This is a genomic window from Streptomyces sp. NPDC053426 (assembly GCF_055585405.1).
The window spans coordinates 85,670-104,510 of sequence record NZ_JBVJKE010000022.1 but is presented as its reverse complement, the minus strand read 5'-3'; the positions used below and the strand labels follow the sequence as shown (position 1 = coordinate 104,510).

Sequence of the window (18,841 nt, the reverse complement as noted above, 5' to 3'; positions counted from 1 at the left end):
CCCTGGCGGCACGACTGCCCGCGGAGGGGCGGGGTGACTGCCCGCGGAGAGGGCGGGCAGGAATGACTGCCCGCAGTTATGCGGGGGTCTCCGTTACCTTGCCGTTCGTCACCTCCAGGCGTCTGGTCACCCGGACCGCGTCGAGCATGCGGCGGTCGTGGGTGACCAGGAGGAGGGTGCCCTGGTAGGTGTTGAGGGCTGATTCGAGTTGTTCGATGGCCGGCAGGTCCAGGTGGTTGGTCGGCTCGTCGAGGATCAGGAGGTTGACGCCTCTGCCCTGGAGGAGGGCCAGGGCGGCCCTCGTGCGTTCACCCGGGGAGAGGGTGGCCGCCGGGCGCATGACGTGGTCCGCCTTGAGGCCGAACTTGGCCAGGAGCGTGCGGATGTCGGCCGGCTCCAGGTCGGGGACCGCCGGGCGGAACGCGTCGAGCAGGGGCTCCGGGCCGTGGAACAGCGCGCGGGCCTGGTCGACCTCGCCGAGCAGGACGCCGGAGCCGAGCGCCGCGTGCCCGGCGTCGAGCGGGACGCGGCCCAGGAGGGCGCCGAGCAGTGTGGACTTGCCGGCGCCGTTCGCGCCCGTCACCGCCACCCGGTCCGCCCAGTCGATCTGCAGGGAGACCGGGCCGAGCGTGAAGTCGCCGCGCCGTACCTCGGCGTCCCGGAGGGTGGCGACGACCGCGCCCGAGCGGGGGGCCGACGCGATCTCCATGCGCAGTTCCCACTCCTTGCGCGGCTCCTCGACCACCTCCAGGCGTTCGATCATGCGCTGCGTCTGGCGTGCCTTCGCGGCCTGCTTCTCGCTGGCCTCGCTGCGGAACTTGCGGCCGATCTTGTCGTTGTCGTTGCCCGCCTTGCGGCGCGCGTTCTTCACGCCCTTGTCCATCCAGGCACGCTGCGTCTGCGCCCGGTCCTGGAGCGCGGCCTTCTTGTCGGCGTACTCCTCGTACTCGTCGCGGGCGTGCCGGCGGGCCACGTCCCGCTCCTCCAGATAGGCCTCGTAGCCACCGCCGTAGAGGTTGATCTGCCGCTGGGCCAGGTCGAGTTCGAGGACCTTGGTGACCGTGCGGGTGAGGAACTCGCGGTCGTGGCTGACGACGACCGTGCCGGCGCGCAGACCGGTCACGAAGCGTTCGAGGCGTTCCAGGCCGTCCAGGTCGAGGTCGTTGGTCGGCTCGTCGAGGAGGAAGACGTCGTAGCGGGAGAGGAGCAGGGAGGCGAGTCCGGCGCGGGCCGCCTGGCCGCCGGACAGTGAGGTCATCGGCTGGTCCAGGCCGACGGCCAGGCCGAGGGAGTCGGCGACCTCCTCGGCGCGCTCGTCGAGGTCGGCGCCGCCCAGGGACAGCCAGCGCTCCAGACCGGTGGCGTACGCGTCGTCCGCGCCCGGCGCCCCGTCGACCAGGGCCTGGGTCGCCTCGTCCATCGCCCGCTGGGCCTCGGCGACGCCGGTACGGCGGGCCAGGAACGCCCCTACGCTCTCGCCGGGCCGGCGCTCCGGCTCCTGCGGGAGGTGCCCGACGGTCGCGGTGGGCGGGGAGAGGCGCAGCTCGCCCTGTTCCGGTGCGGTGAGGCCGGCGAGCAGGCGCAGCAGCGTGGACTTGCCCGCGCCGTTGGCACCGACCAGACCGATCACGTCGCCGGGCGCGACGACGAGGTCGAGACCGGTGAACAGGGAGCGGTCGCCGTGCCCGGCGGCGAGGTTCTTGGCGACGAGGGTGGCAGTCATCAGACCGCCGATCCTAACGGTCGGGCGCGGCGGGCATCCCCCCGGTTCTCACCGCCTCACCTCCGTCACCAGGACGGTCCCGCCGGTGCGCGCCACCAGGTATGCCTCGCCCTTCAGCGCCTTGGCGTCCAGGGGTACGCGGTGGCGGCCGGGTTCGAGCACGCCGTCGAAGAGGTCCTGGGCGCGGGCGCGGGAGAAGCGGTCGATCCGGTACGCGGTGAGCCTGACCCGGCAGGAGGAGGTGACCTCCAGCTCCGCGGCGTCGCCGGCGGCGGTGAGTTCCGTGAGGCGGCGCCGGCCGTGCGGGCCGCGCTCCAGGGCCTGTTCGGTCTGGGCGACGAGGAGCGGGACGACGGGGGCGAAGCCGTCGACGCAAGGCACGTCGACGCCGGCGCCGGCGAAGGCGCGGCGGACGGCATCGCGTTCGTCGGCGCTCACCGACCGGCCGAAGACCACGGCGTCGTAGCCGCGCAGTTCGTCGGCGGGGACGCCGTCGGCGTCATGGGCGATGTCGGCGCCGATGCCGATGGTGCGCAGGGCCGCGGCGAGCTTGGCGAGCAGGGCGACCCGGGCGCCGATCAGCAGGACCCGGCGGCGGGCGCCGGGGACGTCGCCGTCGAGGAGGGCGGCGAGGGCCGTACGGTACTCGGTGCCCTGGAAGCGGAACGGGCCCAGGCCGTGGTAGCCGTTGAGCTCCAGGTCGGCGTGCTCGTCGGTCTGCCAGGCGAAGTCGCGCCAGACGAAGTCCTCACCGTCCCGTTCGATGACCGCGGTCACCGCGCCGCAGGAGAGGTCCTCGCACTCGGGGCAGCCGTAGACGATGTACCGGCCGGCGGGCAGCGGGGCCTCGGTCTCCAGCAGCAGGCTCTGGACCTGGGCGGTGAAGAGGGAGGGCGGGACGTCGGAGGCGAGCGGGGAGACGGCGTCCAGGTCGGAGAGGCGGAAGAGCAGCGGGCATCCGTCGACGACGAAATCGACGAAGTCCCGGTGGACTTGGTAGTCACCGTCGGCGAGGAGTCCACCGGCTCTCGTCGCCGGTGCCAGGCCGAAGGTCGCGTACTCGGCAGACATGCGGTGAGTATTCCCACCGCGGGACGGACCTGAGCACGGCATGACATATTCCGCTACGGTCCCCCGATGGGAACCGAACTGGACCACGATGTGCTGGTGATCGGCGGCGGGGTCGTCGGGCTGACGACGGCGGTGGTGCTCGCCGAGCGCGGCGTACGGGTACGGCTGTGGACGCGCGACCCGGTCGGGCGGACCACCTCGGCGGTCGCGGGCGCGCTGTGGTGGCCGTACCGGATCGAGCCGGTGGCGTCGGTGCGCGCGTGGGCGCTGCGCTCGCTGGAGGTGTACGAGGAGCTGGCGGCGCGGCCGGAGGTCACGGGCGTACGGATGGTCGAAGGGGTACTGGGCGAGACGGGGCTCGACGAGGTCGGCGCGTGGGCCGCGGCACGGCTGCCGGGGCTGCGCGTGGCGACGGCCGAGGAGTATCCCGTCGGGTCGGGGGTGTGGGCGCGGCTGCCGCTCGTCGACATGCCGGTTCATCTGGCGTGGCTGCGGGAGCGGTTCCTGGCGGCGGGGGGTGTGGTGGAGACGCGTACGGTGGCTGACCTGGCGGATCCGGTGGAGGCCGGTGCGGCGGTGGTGGTCAACTGCACGGGGCTGGGGGCGCGGGAGCTGGTGCCGGATCGCTCGGTGCGGCCGGTGCGGGGGCAGTTGGTGGTCGTGGAGAACCCGGGGGTCCGTACGTGGACGGTGTCCACGGGGGCGGACGGTTCGATGGCGTATCTCTTCCCGCAGCCGGGGCGGCTGGTGCTGGGGGGTACGGCGGAGGAGGACGTGTGGTCCCTGGAGCCGGATCCGGGGGTGGCCGAGGCGATCGTGCGGCGGTGTGCGGTGCTGTGTCCGGCTGTCGCGGGGGCGCGTGTTCTGGAGCACCGGGTGGGGTTGCGGCCTGCTCGGGACGCGGTGCGGCTGGAGCGCGTGGCCCTGCCGGGCGGGCGGGCCCTGGTGCACAACTACGGTCACGGGGGTGCGGGGGTCACGGTGGCGTGGGGCTGTGCGGAGGAGGCGGCAGTACTTGCCGCCCGCTGAACCTGGCGGGGCCGTGCTCGGCCGACCGGCGTTCGCAAGGTGCCGTCGCGCCCACCCGTGCCGCCCTGCGGCACGACTGCCCGCGGCTGGGCAGGGGACGTACTCGGCGCGGTTGCCCGCGGCTGGGCAGGGGGTGGCCTTGGCACGGGTGGGCGCGGCTGGGCAGGCAATGGCCTCGGCACGACTGCCCGCGGCTGGGCAGGGGGTGGCCTCGGCGCGGGTGGGCAGGCAATGGCCTCGGCGCGGGTGGGCGCGGCTGGGCAGGGGATGGCCTCGGCGCGGTTGCCCGTGGCTGGGCAGGGGATGGTCCTGGTCCGGCGTGGGGTCAGTGTTTGCCGATGGGGTCGCCCTCCACGTCCGGGCCTCGGCCCGGGCCCACTCGGATCTCGAATTCGCCGTCGTATTTCTTGTGGCCCTCGATGACCGCGAGTTCCACCGCTTCCGAGCCCATCTCGCCCCGCACGATGAGCGGGTCGCGGCGCAGGTCGCGCATGAGCGCCACGCACATGAAGATCATCACGATGACGAACGGCGCCGCCGCGAGGATCGTGAGGTTCTGCAGGCCGGTCAGCGCGTCGCCCTGGCCGCTGCCGACCAGCAGCATGATCGCCGCCACCGCGCCGGTGACCACGCCCCAGAAGACCACCGCCCAGCGGCTGGGTTCGAGCGCGCCCTTCTGCGAGAGGGTGCCCATCACGATGGAGGCCGCGTCGGCCCCCGAGACGAAGAAGATGCCGACGAGGATCATCACCAGCAGGCTGGTGACGGTGGCGGCGGGGTACTCCTGGAGCACGGCGAAGAGCCGGCCCTCGGGGGTCGTCTCGTCGCCGAGCCGGTTCTGCTCCTGGAGCCTCATCGCCGAGCCGCCGAAGACGGCGAACCAGATCAGGCTGACCGTGCTGGGCACCAGGATGACTCCGCCGATGAACTGGCGGATGGTCCGGCCCCGGCTGATGCGGGCGATGAACATGCCGACGAAGGGCGTCCAGGAGATCCACCAGGCCCAGTAGAAGACGGTCCAGCTCCCCAGCCAGTCGGCGACGCCCTCGCCTCCGCTGATCTCGGTGCGGCCGGCCAGCTCGGGCAGGTCGCCGAGATAGGCGAAGACCGAGGTCGGCAGCAGGTCCAGGACGAGGATGGTCGGGCCCGCGACGAACACGAACACGGCGAGGATCAGGGCCAGCACCATGTTGGTGTTGGACAGCCACTGGATGCCCTTCTCCACACCGGAGACCGCGGAGGCCACGAACGCCACGGTCAGCACCGCGATGATGCCGACCAGCAGCCCCGTGCTGACCTTGTCCATCCAGTCGAGCTTCTCCACACCGGAGCCGATCTGCAGCGCGCCGAGGCCGAGCGAGGCCGCGGAGCCGAAGACCGTCGCGATGATGGCGAGCACGTCGATGACCCGGCCGCCGACGCCGCCGGCGTTCCGCTCCCCGATGAGCGGGGTGAACACGGCGCTGATGGTCTGACGGCGGCGCCTGCGGAAGGTGCTGTAGGCGATGGCGAGGCCGACGACCGCGTAGATCGCCCACGGGTGGAGCGTCCAGTGGAAGAGGGTGGTCGCCATGGCGACCTCCATGCGATCGCCCGAGTCGGCCGGGCTGGTGCCCGGCGGGGGCTCCGTGTAGTGCGCCAGCGGTTCGCTCACGCCCCAGAACATCAGGCCGATGCCCATGCCGGCGCTGAACATCATGGCGACCCACGACACCGTGCGGAACTCCGGTTCCTCACCCTCGGCGCCGAGGTGGATCCGGCCGTAGCGGCTGGCCGCGAGCCAGAGGGCGAAGACGACGAAGCCGGAGGCGGCCAGCATGAACGCCCAGCCGCCGTGGTGCATCAGCCCGCCGAGCATGGTGGTGGAGGCGTCCTCGAGCGAGTCCGTCCCGACGGCGCCCCACAGCACGAACGCGAGGGTGAGCACGGCCGTGACGCCGAACACCACCCGGTCGGTCCGCGGACGCTCCCGGCCCGGCAGACCCGCTTCCGAACCCGGGAGCGGGCCCGCCGTGTCGTCCTTGTCGCTGTGCTGGTTCCGCGTCACAGGCGGCACCTTTCATCAGAGCCGTTGGGCGGAGAACACTCCTCCCGCTACGCCCCTACCACCTTTGGCGCGAAACTCACCTCCTCAGCGCGATGTGCCGGCCTCCCCCGGGACGCGGTGGGCGGTGACGTCCGGTCGGTCCACCCCGTCCAGGACGGTGTCCGGGACCGTGGTGTGCGAGCCCGCCGTGGCGCGGGCGAAGGCGGCCGTTCCGCCGACGAACGGCACCCGCGCGGAGGTACGGGCCAGGTCGAGGGTGAGCGTCGGGGTGTCGGCCGGGGGATCGATCAGGCCCCGGTCGGTACCGGCGACGATCAGTGCCAGGCGGTGGCCCTCGGGGACGACGTGGTCGGTGGCCGCCAGGTCGAGGGTGATGGTGTACCGCTCGCCAGGGGTGAGCGGCTCGCCCTTGCCGTCGTCGGCGTGGTTGCCGAGGTCGGCCCAGCCACGGCTGACGATCGTGTGCTCGACGTCGGTGGTCGTGGCCCGGGTCTCCTGGAAGCAGGAGCTGTCGCCCGTGGTGCTCGCGCCCCAGCAGGTGCGCTCGGGGAGGGTGGTGATGCCCTCTCCGTCGGCGGCGTAGTCGCGGACGGTGTCGGGGCCGAGGTCCACGAGCACGGCGGAGAGGTGGGCCGTGGGTGTGCTGGGGGTGGCGGTGACGGTGACCCGGGAGGCGCCGGACAGGCGCAGGTCACGGGTGAGCGGGCCGGTGACGAAGCCGGCCTTGTCCGGGGTCGGGCTGTCGACGCGGGAGGCCCAGTCGGTCTCGCTCAGCCGCGGGTCGTCGGTGAAGGTCTCGGTCCCCCTGCCCTCGCGCAGGCCGAGGGTGCCGACGCCGGCCTCGGTGCCCCGGGCGGGGCGCAGGGTCGTGGTGCGCGTGCCGCGCGGCGGCCAGTTCTTCGAGGTCACCCACTGGTCGGGCCGGCGTTCGATGTCGGCCATGGGCTCGCGGTCGACGCCGTTGTCGTAGCCGAGGAGTTCGTGGTCGAACCAGCGGTGCAGGGTGTCGACCCACTCGGCGCGGCGGAAGTCGAAGGGGTCGACGTGGCCGGTCTGGGAGAGCCAGATCTTGCGCTCGACGCCGTTCTTCGCGAGGGCGTCCCACCACGGGCCGACATGCTGCATCCGTACGTTGAGGTCCTGCATGCCGTGCACCAGGAAAACGCTGGCCTTCACCTTCTTCGCGGCGCGCGTGTAGTCGCGTTCGGTCCACATGGGCGTCCAGTCACCGGTGCGCGGGGCGCCCTCGACGAGTTCACGCTGGACCGTGGCGCAGCCGGCGCGGGCCTCGGGGCTCTCGACGTACTGGGACAGCCAGTCGGGGCCGGAGTCGTAGAGCGGGGCGCCCTGGGTGAAGTAGTAGTCGTACCAGGAGGAGATCGCGGCGATCGGGACGATGGTCTCCAGGCCCTCGACGCCGGTGGCGGCGACGCCGTTGGCGATGGTGCCGTCCCAGCTCTTGCCGATCATTCCGGTGCGGCCGCTGCTCCAGTCGGCCCGGGCCCGTTCGGTGCCGGTGCGGGTGGTGTACGCCGTGCCGCGGCCGTTGAGCCAGTCCACGACGGCCTTGGCGGACTGGATGTCGGAGCGGCCCCCGACGTCCACGCAGCCGTCGGACCGGTTGGTTCCGGCCAGGTCGACACCGACGACGGCGTAGCCGCGCGGCACGAAGTAGTTGTCGTAGAACAGCGGCATCCGCACGACGTCGCCGTTCGCGTCGTAGGTCTTCTTCTGGCTCTCGTTGCCGCGCCCGCAGCAGGAGTAGTACGGGCTGGCGTCCATGATGACGGGGACCTTCCGGCCCCGCTGCGCGGGTTCGCGGGGGCGGACGATGTCGACGGCGACCCGGTCGGTGCGTCCGTTCCGGTCCTCGTCGAGTCCGGTGTCCACCCAGACGGCCTCGCGGACGGCGTCGTCGTAGGAGTGGACGGGCAGGCTCTCGCGCGGTGGCGCGGCCTGTGCGGCCGTGGGGGTGAGCAGTGTGGCCGTCAGGGCGGCGGTGGCCGCCGTCGCAAGTGATCTCCAGGTCGTGAAGCGCGTGCGTTTCGGCATGCGCGGGACGGTACATGGGTGAACTCGGGTGCAGAAGAGGGCGGTTGACGCCTCATGGAGCCACCGGTGGCTGAAATCAAGCCTGGTGGGACGCGTCGGCTCCCGCACGGGGGCGGGGCCGGGGCCGCTCAGTCACCGTGGTCGTACACCGTCACCGGTATGCCGTGCCGCACCAGCCGCTCGGTGATCAGCGGCTCGACGCGGGACCACTTGCCGCCGGCCAGGCCGCAGCCGATGCGGGGCATGTGCACGGAGGCGTTCAGCTCCGTCGCCCTGTCGGCTAGGCGGCCGAGCGCGGTGTCGATCGCCTCGTAGCGGACGGGGACGCCCTTGCTGCCCGTCCGTACGCCCCGCTGGCCGATCATGTTGGCCACCCAGACGTACCGGTCGACCTGGACCAGCTGGACCGCGCCCAGACCGAAGTCGTTCGTGGCGCGGTCGCGGTGCCAGGCGCGGTAGGCGGCCTCCGGCTCGGGCCAGCGGCGCGATACGGCCAGGACGAAGCCCTTCCCCCATCCTCCGATGTCGTTGCAGACATGGGCGATGACCTTGACGCCCTTCACCGACGGAACGGTGGCGTCACCCCGGACATATGTGATCCCCGACATGACGCCACCGTAGGCGTTGCCACTGACAGTGGCCGCGGCCTGCTACTTCGTCAGTTGCGAGAGCTCCTGGCCGGCGTTCCGCGCCACCCGGCGGCGGACGCCGTACCAGCCGCCGACCAGCATCGCGGCGATCACCGGGACGAGCAGCAGCGTCTTGCGGCCGACCTCCGGGTCGTTCCACATCAGGCCGAGGACGGAGAGCAGGAAGGCGATGGTCGCGATCTCGGTGACCGGGCTGCCGGGGAGCCGGAAGGACGGGCGGGCGAGAAGTCCGGCGCGGGCGCGGCGGACGAAGACCAGGTGGCAGATCATGATGATCACCCAGGTGCTGATGATGCCGAGGGAGGCGACGTTCAGCACGATCTCGAAGGCCTGGGCCGGCATGAGGAAGTTCAGGCCGACGCCGAGGACGCACACGCCGCAGGTCAGCAGGATGCCGCCGTAGGGCACCTGGCTGCGGTTCATGCGGGCGGTGAACTTCGGGGCGGAGCCCGCCATGGCCATGGAGCGCAGGATGCGGCCGGTGGAGTACAGGCCGGAGTTCAGGGACGACATCGCGGCCGTGAGGACGACGAGGTTCATCACGTCGCCGGCGGCCGGGACGCCGATCTTCGACAGGACCGTGACGAAGGGGCTCTCGCCGGCCGAGTACATCGAGCCGGGCAGCAGGAGGGCGAGCAGGACGACGGAGCCGACGTAGAAGAGGCCGACGCGCCACATGATGGAGTTCACCGCGCGGGGGACGACCTTCTCCGGTTCGGCGGTCTCGCCCGCGGCGACGCCGACCAGTTCCAGCGCCGCGTACGCGAAGATCACGCCCTGCATGACGAGGACGACGGGCAGCACGCCGTGCGGGAGGATTCCGCCGTTTTCGGTGATCATGCTCAGGCCGGGGGTGCCGCCGCCCACCTCGTGCTGCGTGGCGAGCAGGAAGACGCCGACGAACATGAAGGCGACGAGGGTGGCGACCTTGACGATCGCGAACCAGAACTCCATCTCGCCGAAGATCTTCACCGAGATCAGGTTCACCGCCAGGACCACGGCGAGGGCGATCAGCGCGAGCACCCACTGCGGGATGTCGGTGAACGCGCTCCAGTAGTGCGTGTAGAGGGCGATCGCGGTGATGTCGGCGATGCCGGTGGTCGACCAGTTCAGGAAGTACATCCAGCCGGCGACGTAGGCGCCCTTCTCGCCGAGGAACTCGCGCGCGTACGACACGAAGGATCCCGACGACGGCCGGTACAGGACCAGCTCGCCCAGGGCGCGGACGACGAAGAAGGCGAAGACGCCGCAGACCAGGTAGGCGATCGCGAGCGCCGGTCCCGCGTCGTGCAGGCGTCCTCCGGCGCCCAGGAAGAGCCCGGTGCCGATCGCGCCGCCGATGGCGATCATGTTGACGTGGCGGGCCTTGAGGTCCTTGCTGTAGCCGGCGTCGCCCGCGTCCGCGGGCGCCGGGGCCGCCGCGGCGGGTGCCGCGGCCGTTGCCGTGGTGACGGCGTCCTTGCTCACGAAGTGGTTCCACTCTCTGGTGCGCTCGGGCGGGTCGCGCCCGGGTGTCCGGATTGCCTCGGCCGGCGCGCTCGGTTCACGGCACGGACCGAGGGGGCACCTTTCCGGAAGTGCGGCGCCTCATGCGATGGCGCACGTCACAGCGGGGGACATCCCACACACCCGCGCGGGGTGACAGTCGAGGTGTCACAGCGGTGGTGGGACAGCGATACTGCTGCACATGACGACCGAGACCGAGCAGCCGCTCACGATCGACGAACTGGCGGCCCGAGCCGGTGTCACCGTGCGCACGGTCCGTTTCTACGGCACCAAGGGGCTGCTGCCGCCGCCGGTGATCGGTCCCCGGCGGGTCGGTCACTACGGGCGGGAGCATCTGGCCCGGCTGGAGCTCATCGAGGAGTTGCAGCACCTGGGCATGACGCTGGCGGCGATCGAGCGGTACCTGGGGCAGCTGCCGCCGGATCTGAGCGCCCGGGACCTGGCGGTCCAGCGGGCGGTGGTGGCCTCCTGGGCGCCCGAGGCGGTGGAGACGGTGCCGCGCGGGGAGCTGGAGCGCCGGGCGGGGCGGGCGCTGGGCGAGGAGGATCTCCGGCGGCTGGCGGCGATGGGCGTCGTCGAGCGGGACGGCGAGGTGCTGCGGGTCGACCCGGGGCTGCTGCGGCTCGGGGTGGAGCTGCTGGACGTACCGCTGTCCCATGAGACGGTCCTCGCCGCGCGCACCGCGCTCACCGAGCACTCCCGCGCGGCGGCCCGCGAGCTGTCGCGGCTGCTGCGCGACGCGGTCGCGGAGCGGGACGCGCGGGACGTGCGGTCCCTGTCCGCCCGGATGCATCCGCTGGTGGTGCAGGCGCTGCTGACCACCTTCCAGCGGTCGCTGCGGGAGGAGCTGGCCCAGTGGCTCGACGAGGAGGGGTGACGGGGCAGGCCCCGTCACCCCCTGCGGCGGGTCAGCGGGCGTCCGTGAAGACCTCCCCCTGCTCCGCCTTCGCCACCAGCAGCGCCGGCGGGGTGAAGCGCTCGCCGTAGCGCTCGGCGAGCTCACGCGCGCGGGCCGTGAATCCGGGCAGGCCGCCCTCGTAGCCGTTGATGTACTGGAGGACGCCGCCGGTCCAGCCGGGGAAGCCGATGCCGAGGACGGAGCCGATGTTGGCGTCGGCGACGGAGGTCAGCACGCCCTCCTCCAGCAGCCGGACGGTGTCCAGCGCCTCGGCGAACAGCATGCGCTCCTGCATGTCGCGGAAGGGGATCTCATGTCCGGGCTTCATGCTGTGCTTGCCCGGGGGGCGACCCCCGGAACCCCCGAAATGCTCGCGCAGTCCCGGCCACAGGGCGCCCCGCTTGCCGTCCTCGCCGTACTCGTAGAAGCCGGCGCCGCCGCTGCGGCCGGGGCGTTCGAACTCGTCGACCATGCGGTCGATGACGGCCTCGGCGGGGTGCGCGGTCCAGGTGCCGCCGGCCTCCTCGACGGCCCGCCTCGTCTCGCCCCGGATCTTGCGCGGGAGGGTGAGCGTCAGCTCGTCCATCAGGGAGAGGACCTTGGCCGGGTAGCCCGCCTGGGCCGCGGCCTGCTCGACCGACGCGGGCTCGATGCCCTCGCCGACCATGGCGACGCCCTCGTTGATGAAGTGCCCGATGACGCGCGAGGTGAAGAAGCCGCGCGAGTCGTTGACGACGATCGGGGTCTTGTTGATCTGCCGGACCAGGTCGAAGGCGCGGGCCAGCGCCTCGTCCCCGGTGCGCCCGCCCTTGATGATCTCGACCAGCGGCATCTTGTCGACGGGCGAGAAGAAGTGCAGCCCGATGAAGTCGGCCTGGCGCTCGACGCCCTCGGCGAGGGCGGTGATGGGCAGGGTGGAGGTGTTGGAGCACAGCAGCGCGTCGGGGGCGACGACGTCCTGGATCTCCTGGAACACCTTGTGCTTGAGGGAGGTGTCCTCGAAGACGGCCTCGATGACCGCGTCACAGCCGGCGAGGTCGGCGGCCTCGGCGGTGGGCGTGATCCGGGCGAGCAGCGCGTCGGCCTTCTCCTGGCTGGTGCGGCCCTTGGCGACGGCCTTGGCGCACAGCTTCTCGGAGTAGCCCTTGCCCTTGACGGCGGCCTCCAGGGAGACGTCCTTCAGGACGACGTCGATGCCCGCGCGGGCGCACGAGTAGGCGATGCCGGCGCCCATCATCCCTGCGCCGAGGACGGCCACCTTGGTCACCTTGCGCGGTTCGACCCCCTTCGGCCGGCTGGCGCCGGAGTTGACGGCCTGGAGGTCGAAGAAGAACGCCTGGATCATGTTCTTCGAGGTCTGTCCGGCGGCCAGCTCGACGAAGTAGCGGGCCTCGATGACCTGGGCGGTCTCGAAGTCGACCTGGGAGCCCTCGACGGCGGCGGCCATGATGTTGCGCGGGGCCGGGTAGGGCGCGCCGCCCGTCTGCTTGCGCAGGTTGGCCGGGAAGGCGGGGAGGTTGGCGGCGAACTTCGGGTGGGCGGGGGTGCCGCCGGGGATGCGGTAGCCGGGCCGGTCCCAGGGCTGGGCGGACTCGGGGTGGGCGTCGATGAAGGCGCGGGCCTTGGCGAGCATGTCCTCGCGGCTGTCGGCGACCTCGTCGACCAGGCCGTTCTCCAGGGCGCGGCGGGGGTTGTACTGGGTGCCCTGGAGGAGCACCTTCAGCAGCGCGTCGGTGATGCCGAGCATGCGGACGGTGCGGACGACGCCGCCGCCTCCGGGGAGCAGGCCGAGGGTGACCTCGGGGCAGCCGATCTTGGAGCCGGGTGCGTCGAGGGCGATCCGGTGGTGGCAGGCGAGGGCGAGTTCGTAGCCGCCGCCGAGGGCGGCGCCGTTGATCGCCGCGACGACGGGCTTGCCGAGGGTCTCGATGCGGCGCAGGTGCCGCTTGACGGCCATGCCGCCGTCGAAGAGGTCCTGCGCCGTCTCGGGGGTGACCCGGATGAGGTCGCGCAGGTCGCCGCCGGCGAAGAAGGTCTTCTTGGCGGAGGTGACGATGACGCCGCGGATGGAGTCCTTCTCCGCCTCCAGGCGGTCGGTGATCACGGTGAGGGAGTCGCGGAACGCCTGGTTCATGGTGTTGGCGGACTGGTGGGGGTCGTCGAGGACGAGGGTGACGACGCCGGTGCGGTCCTGTTCCCAGCGGATGGTGGTGCTCTCGGTCATGAGGGGATCTCCGTGAGTGAGGTGGCGGGTCGCTGGGTTTCAGAGGCGTTCGACGACGGTGGCGATGCCCATGCCGCCGCCCACGCACAGCGTGGCGAGGCCGTAGCGCTTGTCCTGGCGTTCGAGTTCGTCGACGAGGGTGCCGAGGATCATCGCGCCGGTGGCGCCGAGCGGGTGGCCCAGGGCGATGGCGCCGCCGTTGACGTTGACCTTGTCCAGGGACAGGCCCATGTCCTTGACGTAGCGCAGGACGACGGCGGCGAACGCCTCGTTGATCTCGACGAGGTCGATGTCGTCGATGGTCAGGCCGGCCTTGGCGAGGGCCTTGCGGGTGGCGGGGGCGGGGCCGGTGAGCATGATGGTGGGCTCGGACCCGGACACGGCGGCGGAGACGATCCTGGCGCGCGGGGTGAGTCCGTAGCGGTCGCCGACCTCCTTGGAGCCGATGGCGACGAGCGCGGCGCCGTCGACGATGCCGGAGGAGTTGCCCGCGTGGTGGACGTGGTCGATCTTCTCGACCCAGTGGTACTTCTGCAGGGCCACCGCGTCGAAGCCGCCCAGCTCGCCGATGTCCGCGAAGGACGGCTTCAGCTTGGCCAGCGAGTCGGCCGTCGTGCCGGGCCGCAGGTGCTCGTCGTGGTCGAGGACGGTGAGGCCGCTGCGGTCCCGCACCGGGACGACGGACCGCTCGAAGCGGTTCTCCTTCCAGGCGGTGGCCGCGCGCTCCTGCGACAGGGCGGCGTACTCGTCGACGTCGCGCCGGGAGAAGCCCTCGATGGTGGCGATCAGGTCGGCGCCGATGCCCTGCGGGACGAAGTTGGTGGCGAGGTTGGTCATCGGGTCGTTGAACCAGGCGCCGCCGTCCGAGGCCATCGGCACCCGGGACATCGACTCGACGCCGCCCGCGAGGACCAGGTCCTCCCAGCCGGAGCGGACCTTGGCGGCGGCCAGGTTGACGGCCTCCAGACCCGAGGCGCAGAAGCGGTTCTCCTGCACGCCCGCCACCGTGTCGGGCAGTCCGGCCGCGATGGCGGCGATGCGGGCGATGTCGGAGCCCTGGTCGCCGACCGGGCCGACGACGCCGAGCACGATGTCGTCGACGGCCGCCGGGTCGAGGCCGGGGAAGCGGTCGCGGACCTCGTGGATCAGGCCGACGACCAGGTCGACGGGCTTGGTGCCGTGCAGGGCGCCGTTGGCCTTGCCGCGCCCGCGCGGGGTGCGGATCGCGTCGTACACATACGCTTCGGTGCTCACGAGGGGGCCTTTCACTGAGGGTTCGAGGGCTTCGAGGGCTTCGGGGGCTTTGGGGACTTCGGGGGCGAGGACAGCAGCCGGGGTACGTCCCAGTCGCGGGCCACGTCGTCGGTGTCGGCGCCCGGCCGGGCGGGCCCGGTGCGGATGGCGGCGGGGGTCGCGGAGAACCGCGGGGCCGGTGCGGGCTGGGTGATGCCGGCGTGGTCGGTGAAGGTGCCCCGGGCGGCGAGGTGCGGGTGGTGCGGGGCCTCGCGCAGGGACAGCACCGGCGCCACGCACGCGTCGGAGCCGTCGAAGCGGGCCGTCCACTCGTCGCGGGTGCGGGTCCTGAAGCGGGCGGCGACCCGCTCGCGCAGCTCCGGCCAGCGGGTGACGTCGGTGTGCGCCTCGTTCTGGCCGTCGATGCCGAGCAGGCGCAGGAACTCGGCGTAGAACCGCGGCTCCAGCGCGCCCACCGCCATGTGCCGGCCGTCGGCGGTCTCGTAGGTGCCGTAGTAGGGGCAGCCGCCGTCGAGGAGGTTGGCGCCGCGCCGGTCCTGCCAGGCGCCGGCGGCGAGCATGCCGTGGATCATCGCGGAGAGGTGGGCGGTGCCGTCCACGATGGCGGCGTCGACGACCTGCCCGGTGCCGGTCGCGCGCGCGTGGTGCAGCGCGGCGAGGACGCCGACGACGAGGTAGAGGGAGCCGCCCGCGTAGTCGCCGAGCAGGTTGGCCGGGACGGCCGGGGGCCCTGCCGGGTCGCCGATCATGCCGAGGGTGCCGGTGAGGGCGATGTAGGCGATGTCGTGGCCCGCGCGGTCGGCGAGGGGGCCCTGCTGGCCCCAGCCGGTCATCCGGCCGTAGACCAGGCGCGGGTTGCGGGCGTGGCAGTCCCCGGGGCCGACGCCGAGCCGCTCGGCGACTTCGGGGCGGTAGCCCTCGATGAGCACGTCGGCGCGTTCGACGAGGTCGAGGACGCGGGCGGGACCGTCGGGGGCCTTCAGGTCGACGATCACGGAGCGCTTGTTGCGGTTGGTCACGTCGAGGGCGGGGTCGATCCCGAGTCCGGGGCCGCCCGGACGGTCCACGCGCACGACGTCGGCGCCCAGGTCGGCGAGGAGCATGGCGGCGAACGGGCCGGGCCCGATCCCGGCCAGCTCGACCACGCGCACACCGCCGAGCGGACCGTGTCCCGGCGTCCTCGCCTCCGTCATCGAGCCCCCATCGGCTGTGACACTACTGGTGTAACACCCATGATGTTAGGAACGTGTTCCACCCGGCACAAGACCGGGCGAGCAAGCGCTTGGCCACTGTACGGCGCGGCGCCCGTCTCCCGCGCCGGTCCACGCCCTGTCGCGCCTTTTCCCGCTTCTTCGGGGCGTTCGGGGCGCGGCCATCGGTTTCCTCCGGGCTCGCCGTCGGGCTCCGCACCCCTCACGCTAGCCTCGGCCACCGACAGCGGCGCGGCTGCACGACCAAGGGGTGTCATGAGCAGGCTGAACAGGACGGACCGTCCGTACGACATCGTGCTCTTCGGAGCGACCGGCTTCGTCGGAACCCTGACCGCGGAGTATCTCGCCGGCCATGCCCCCGCCGGGCTGCGCTGGGCGATCGCCGGACGCAGCACGGAGAAGCTGGAGCGGCTGCGGGACCGGCTGCCCGGCGGCGCGGAGGTCGGGCTGCTGCGGGCGGACGTGTCCGACCCGGCCTCGCTGCGCGCCCTCGCCGAGCACGCGCGGGTGGTCGCCACGACCGTCGGTCCCTATGTGGAGTACGGCGAGGAACTCGTCGCCGCCTGCGCGGACACCGGGGCGGACTACGTCGACCTCACGGGCGAGCCGGAGTTCGTGGACCTGATGTACGTCCGGCACGACGCACGCGCGCGGGAGACCGGGGCGCGGCTGGTGCACGCCTGCGGCTTCGACTCGGTGCCGCACGACCTGGGCGCGTACTTCACCGTGCGGCAGCTCCCGGAGGGGGTGCCGCTGACCGTGGACGGCTTCGTGACCGTCGACGCGGCCTTCTCGGGCGGGACCTTCGCCTCGGCGCTGAACCAGTTCGCCCGGCACCGCGGGCTCCGCGCGGCGGCCCTGGACCGCCGGCGCCATGAACCGCGGCTGGTGGGCCGCCGGGCGTCGGCCCCGACGGGCGCGCCGCGCTACGCGCCGGAGGTCGGCGCCTGGGCCCTGCCCCTGCCGACCATCGACGGGCAGATCGTGCGCCGTTCGGCCAAGGCGCTCGACCGGTACGGTCCCGACTTCCGCTACCGGCACTACGCGGCCGTGCGGCGGCTCCCGGTGGCGGTGGGCGGGGTGGCGGCCGTGGGCGCGCTGGTGACGGCGGCCCAGTTCCCGCCGCTGCGGCGCCGGCTCTCCGACCGGCTCGGCCCCGGCGACGGTCCCGGCCCCGGGAAGCGCGCCCGGAGCTGGTTCACCGTCCGCTTCGTCGGCGAGGGCGGCGGACGCCGGGTGTACACGGAGGTCGCGGGCGGCGACCCCGGTTACGGCGAGACGGCGAAGATGCTGGCCGAGGGGGCGCTCTGCCTGGCCTTCGACGACCTCCCGACGACGGCGGGCCAGGTCACGACGGCGGTGGCGATGGGCGACGCGCTGACCGACCGCCTCCGCGCGGCGGGCATCCGCTTCCGCGTCGCCGCGACCCGCTGACGCCCGGCCGGCCGGTCAGGGACTACAGCGGCCACTCGACCAGCGTGTAGACCATCCCGACGATCCAGCCCAGCCCGGCCAGTACGGCGAGGGCGAGCCCGACGGTCACGGCCCGCTCGACGGGCCGTGAGTCGGCGGCGACAGGCTTGGCGGCACGGTGCGTTGTCATGCGCGTCAGCCTGCCGGGGCGGGCGGGGGCGGACATCCGTACAGGTACTCAGGAGCGGTACTCAGACCGCACGGGCACGTTCCACGCAGGATCGACTCGCGCTTGAGACTTCCGTGCCTCACATCCCGGAGAACACACTGGTGACGCGGTGGGGACGCGGCCGGACAAGCGCCGGACTCTCAAAGGGGAGTTCAATGAAACACTTGAAGGCATGCGATTTCTTCTCGAAGTGACCATGGACGGCGAAGCGTTGGCGAAGGATCCCGCCGGGGAGCTGGGGCGGATCCTGCGGTACTGGGGCGGGAACCTGCGGCACTACGCGCTGGAGCCCGGGGACGGGTCGGCGATCCACGACTCCGGGTACCGGGAAGTGGGGCGGTGGAGCGTCGAGGACGCGTCCTAGGCGGGAGCGGCCTCGCCGAGTGCCCGGCGGCACAGGGCGTCCGCCCTGCGGGTGGTCTCCGGGAGGCGGTAGGCGGGGGCCAGGACGAGGGTGTGGGCGCAGGCGTTGTCCAGGCCCACGCGGTGGCCGACCGAGACGAAGACCGGCTTGACGGCGTCCCTCGTGCGCAGGGCGCGGCCCACCTCCTCGCTGCCGGCCAGCAGCGGGGACGTGCTCCCGCGCGGGGTGTCCGGTTCGTCGTGGGTGAAGGTGAAGGGGTTCTTGGCTACGCCGATCGTCGGCAGGCCGGTGAGGACGCCGAGGTGGCTGGCGAGGCCGAAGCGGCGGGGGTGGGCGAGGCCGTAGCCGTCGCAGACCACCAGGCCGGGCGGGCACGGCAGGGCGTCGAGGGCGGCCAGCACGGTGGGGATCTCGCGGAAGGCGAGCAGTCCGGGGACGTACGGGAAGGAGATCCGGCCGACGGCCGTGGACTCGGCGACCACGTCGAGGGTCGCCGCGTCGAGGACGACGGCCGCGGCGGCGACGACGTCCCGCTCGTCGTCGTACGCCACGTCGACTCCGGTGACACGGCCCGTCCCCGGCGGCGGGCCCGGTTCGTCGAGCACCACCCGCGCGCGGAGTGCGTCCTGGACCGCGCGGGCCTCTTCCTCGGTCACGGGCCAGTCGGCCGGTGTGCGTACGGTCGTCATGGTGCCCCGAGCCTACGCGGCGCGCGTGCTCCGCGCGGAGGGTGCTCCCCTCCGCGCGGAGGCGGCTCACTTGCCGAGCGCCCGCTGGAGCTGACCCTTGTTCATGTTCGAACGGCCCTCGATGCCGCGCTTCTTGGCCTCCTCGTACAGCTGGTCGCGCGTGGGGCCCTGGGAGCCCTTGCCGGACCGCTGGCCGCCGCGCCTGCCGGACGACATGTCCTGCGTCGAGGTGCGGCTGGCCGTCTTCGACTCACCGGACCGGGCGCGCTCCTTGTTCACCGTCCGGGAGGCGATCTCCTTGGCGCGTCCGGTGCTCTCGCCCCGGTCCTCGGCGCTCTCCTTGATGTGCTCGTACTGACGCTCCCGCTTGGGGCTGGAACCGCTTGGCATGTCCGCTCACTTCCTCTCGCGTACGGCGAACGGGTACCCACGTCGACGACGATCAGGGCACCCCGCGTGCGTCGGTGCTCCGGGCGGACGG

At 72.6% G+C, this 18,841-nt stretch carries 16 protein-coding genes; 4 read left to right on the top strand and 12 right to left on the bottom strand.

Annotated features, from left to right (window positions below; genetic code table 11):
* Positions 1-76: 76 nt before the first annotated feature.
* Both ACZ62B_RS33580 and ACZ62B_RS33575 read right to left on the bottom strand, forming a co-directional pair.
* A complete protein-coding gene (locus tag ACZ62B_RS33580) occupies positions 77-1,723 on the bottom strand; it encodes an ABC-F family ATP-binding cassette domain-containing protein (protein WP_344558851.1) in 1,647 nt (548 codons plus the stop codon).
* Positions 1,724-1,771: 48 nt separating this feature from the next.
* On the bottom strand, positions 1,772-2,794 hold the full coding sequence (locus ACZ62B_RS33575) for an oxidoreductase (protein WP_468890457.1): 1,023 nt from the start codon (positions 2,792-2,794) through the stop codon (positions 1,772-1,774).
* Positions 2,795-2,860: 66 nt separating this feature from the next.
* On the opposite strand from ACZ62B_RS33575, the gene ACZ62B_RS33570 reads away from it, so the two are divergent.
* Positions 2,861-3,823, top strand: coding sequence for an FAD-dependent oxidoreductase (locus ACZ62B_RS33570; RefSeq protein WP_468877247.1), 963 nt, complete (start codon positions 2,861-2,863; stop codon positions 3,821-3,823).
* 325 nt (positions 3,824-4,148) lie between these two features.
* On the opposite strand, the gene ACZ62B_RS33565 is transcribed toward ACZ62B_RS33570, so the two are convergent.
* The 4 genes from ACZ62B_RS33565 to ACZ62B_RS33550 all read right to left on the bottom strand — a co-directional run bounded on the left by ACZ62B_RS33565 (position 4,149) and on the right by ACZ62B_RS33550 (position 10,039).
* Positions 4,149-5,870: a BCCT family transporter gene (locus ACZ62B_RS33565; RefSeq protein ID WP_344558845.1), complete on the bottom strand. Its 1,722-nt coding sequence runs from the start codon at positions 5,868-5,870 to the stop codon at positions 4,149-4,151.
* An 84-nt stretch (positions 5,871-5,954) separates the two neighbouring features.
* Positions 5,955-7,922 carry a Xaa-Pro dipeptidyl-peptidase gene (locus ACZ62B_RS33560; protein WP_469693227.1) on the bottom strand — a complete coding sequence of 656 codons (1,968 nt, stop codon included), beginning with the start codon at positions 7,920-7,922 and terminating at the stop codon, positions 5,955-5,957.
* Between the two features lie 128 nt (positions 7,923-8,050).
* Positions 8,051-8,530: a macro domain-containing protein gene (locus tag ACZ62B_RS33555; protein WP_344558841.1), complete on the bottom strand. Its 480-nt coding sequence runs from the start codon at positions 8,528-8,530 to the stop codon at positions 8,051-8,053.
* Between the two features lie 42 nt (positions 8,531-8,572).
* Entirely contained in the window at positions 8,573-10,039 is a 1,467-nt protein-coding gene (locus ACZ62B_RS33550) for an amino acid permease (protein WP_344558839.1), read from the bottom strand.
* 220 nt (positions 10,040-10,259) lie between these two features.
* Here ACZ62B_RS33550 and ACZ62B_RS33545 point away from each other — a divergent pair, with 220 nt between their 5' ends.
* Complete coding sequence (locus ACZ62B_RS33545) at positions 10,260-10,955, top strand: MerR family transcriptional regulator (protein WP_344558837.1); 696 nt, start codon at positions 10,260-10,262, stop codon at positions 10,953-10,955.
* A gap of 31 nt (positions 10,956-10,986) precedes the next feature.
* Here ACZ62B_RS33545 and ACZ62B_RS33540 read toward each other — a convergent pair whose 3' ends face one another.
* The 3 genes from ACZ62B_RS33540 to ACZ62B_RS33530 are packed head-to-tail and all read right to left on the bottom strand — an operon-like array spanning position 10,987 to position 15,647.
* On the bottom strand, positions 10,987-13,200 hold the full coding sequence (locus ACZ62B_RS33540; protein WP_469693224.1) for a 3-hydroxyacyl-CoA dehydrogenase NAD-binding domain-containing protein: 2,214 nt from the start codon (positions 13,198-13,200) through the stop codon (positions 10,987-10,989).
* Between the two features lie 39 nt (positions 13,201-13,239).
* Positions 13,240-14,454, bottom strand: a complete 1,215-nt coding sequence (locus ACZ62B_RS33535) for an acetyl-CoA C-acetyltransferase (RefSeq protein ID WP_344558833.1) — start codon at positions 14,452-14,454, stop codon at positions 13,240-13,242.
* A gap of 11 nt (positions 14,455-14,465) precedes the next feature.
* The gene (locus ACZ62B_RS33530) at positions 14,466-15,647 is read right to left on the bottom strand and encodes a CaiB/BaiF CoA transferase family protein (RefSeq protein WP_468890466.1); all 1,182 of its coding nucleotides are present in this window, start codon (positions 15,645-15,647) and stop codon (positions 14,466-14,468) included.
* 273 nt (positions 15,648-15,920) lie between these two features.
* Here ACZ62B_RS33530 and ACZ62B_RS33525 point away from each other — a divergent pair, with 273 nt between their 5' ends.
* Positions 15,921-17,099, top strand: a complete 1,179-nt coding sequence (locus ACZ62B_RS33525; RefSeq protein ID WP_344558829.1) for a saccharopine dehydrogenase family protein — start codon at positions 15,921-15,923, stop codon at positions 17,097-17,099.
* Positions 17,100-17,121: 22 nt separating this feature from the next.
* Here ACZ62B_RS33525 and mmpA read toward each other — a convergent pair whose 3' ends face one another.
* Positions 17,122-17,268: a morphogenic membrane protein MmpA gene (gene mmpA / locus ACZ62B_RS33520; RefSeq protein ID WP_344558827.1), complete on the bottom strand. Its 147-nt coding sequence runs from the start codon at positions 17,266-17,268 to the stop codon at positions 17,122-17,124.
* Positions 17,269-17,479: 211 nt separating this feature from the next.
* Here mmpA and ACZ62B_RS33515 point away from each other — a divergent pair, with 211 nt between their 5' ends.
* Positions 17,480-17,671 carry a hypothetical protein gene (locus tag ACZ62B_RS33515; protein ID WP_344558825.1) on the top strand — a complete coding sequence of 64 codons (192 nt, stop codon included), beginning with the start codon at positions 17,480-17,482 and terminating at the stop codon, positions 17,669-17,671.
* On the opposite strand, the gene ACZ62B_RS33510 is transcribed toward ACZ62B_RS33515, so the two are convergent.
* A complete protein-coding gene (locus ACZ62B_RS33510; RefSeq protein WP_469693221.1) occupies positions 17,668-18,360 on the bottom strand; it encodes an endonuclease V in 693 nt (230 codons plus the stop codon). The two genes, ACZ62B_RS33515 and ACZ62B_RS33510, sit on opposite strands and share 4 nt — an antisense overlap.
* A 66-nt stretch (positions 18,361-18,426) precedes the next feature.
* Positions 18,427-18,750 (bottom strand): plasmid stabilization protein, encoded by a 324-nt coding sequence (locus ACZ62B_RS33505; RefSeq protein ID WP_344558821.1) that lies wholly within the window; start codon positions 18,748-18,750, stop codon positions 18,427-18,429.
* Positions 18,751-18,841 lie beyond the last annotated feature (91 nt).

Bases quoted from the DNA above. Each gene is read 5' to 3' on its own strand.
- ACZ62B_RS33580 (WP_344558851.1), bottom strand. From the start codon at position 1,723: ATGACTGCCACCCTCGTCGCCAAGAACCTCGCCGCCGGGCACGGCGAC.
- ACZ62B_RS33575 (WP_468890457.1), bottom strand. From the start codon at position 2,794: ATGTCTGCCGAGTACGCGACCTTCGGCCTGGCACCGGCGACGAGAGCC.
- ACZ62B_RS33570 (WP_468877247.1), top strand. From the start codon at position 2,861: ATGGGAACCGAACTGGACCACGATGTGCTGGTGATCGGCGGCGGGGTC.
- ACZ62B_RS33560 (WP_469693227.1), bottom strand. From the start codon at position 7,922: ATGCCGAAACGCACGCGCTTCACGACCTGGAGATCACTTGCGACGGCG.
- ACZ62B_RS33555 (WP_344558841.1), bottom strand. From the start codon at position 8,530: ATGTCGGGGATCACATATGTCCGGGGTGACGCCACCGTTCCGTCGGTG.
- ACZ62B_RS33545 (WP_344558837.1), top strand. From the start codon at position 10,260: ATGACGACCGAGACCGAGCAGCCGCTCACGATCGACGAACTGGCGGCC.
- ACZ62B_RS33540 (WP_469693224.1), bottom strand. From the start codon at position 13,200: ATGACCGAGAGCACCACCATCCGCTGGGAACAGGACCGCACCGGCGTC.
- ACZ62B_RS33530 (WP_468890466.1), bottom strand. From the start codon at position 15,647: ATGACGGAGGCGAGGACGCCGGGACACGGTCCGCTCGGCGGTGTGCGC.
- ACZ62B_RS33525 (WP_344558829.1), top strand. From the start codon at position 15,921: ATGAGCAGGCTGAACAGGACGGACCGTCCGTACGACATCGTGCTCTTC.
- mmpA (WP_344558827.1), bottom strand. From the start codon at position 17,268: ATGACAACGCACCGTGCCGCCAAGCCTGTCGCCGCCGACTCACGGCCC.
- ACZ62B_RS33515 (WP_344558825.1), top strand. From the start codon at position 17,480: ATGCGATTTCTTCTCGAAGTGACCATGGACGGCGAAGCGTTGGCGAAG.
- ACZ62B_RS33510 (WP_469693221.1), bottom strand. From the start codon at position 18,360: ATGACGACCGTACGCACACCGGCCGACTGGCCCGTGACCGAGGAAGAG.
- ACZ62B_RS33505 (WP_344558821.1), bottom strand. From the start codon at position 18,750: ATGCCAAGCGGTTCCAGCCCCAAGCGGGAGCGTCAGTACGAGCACATC.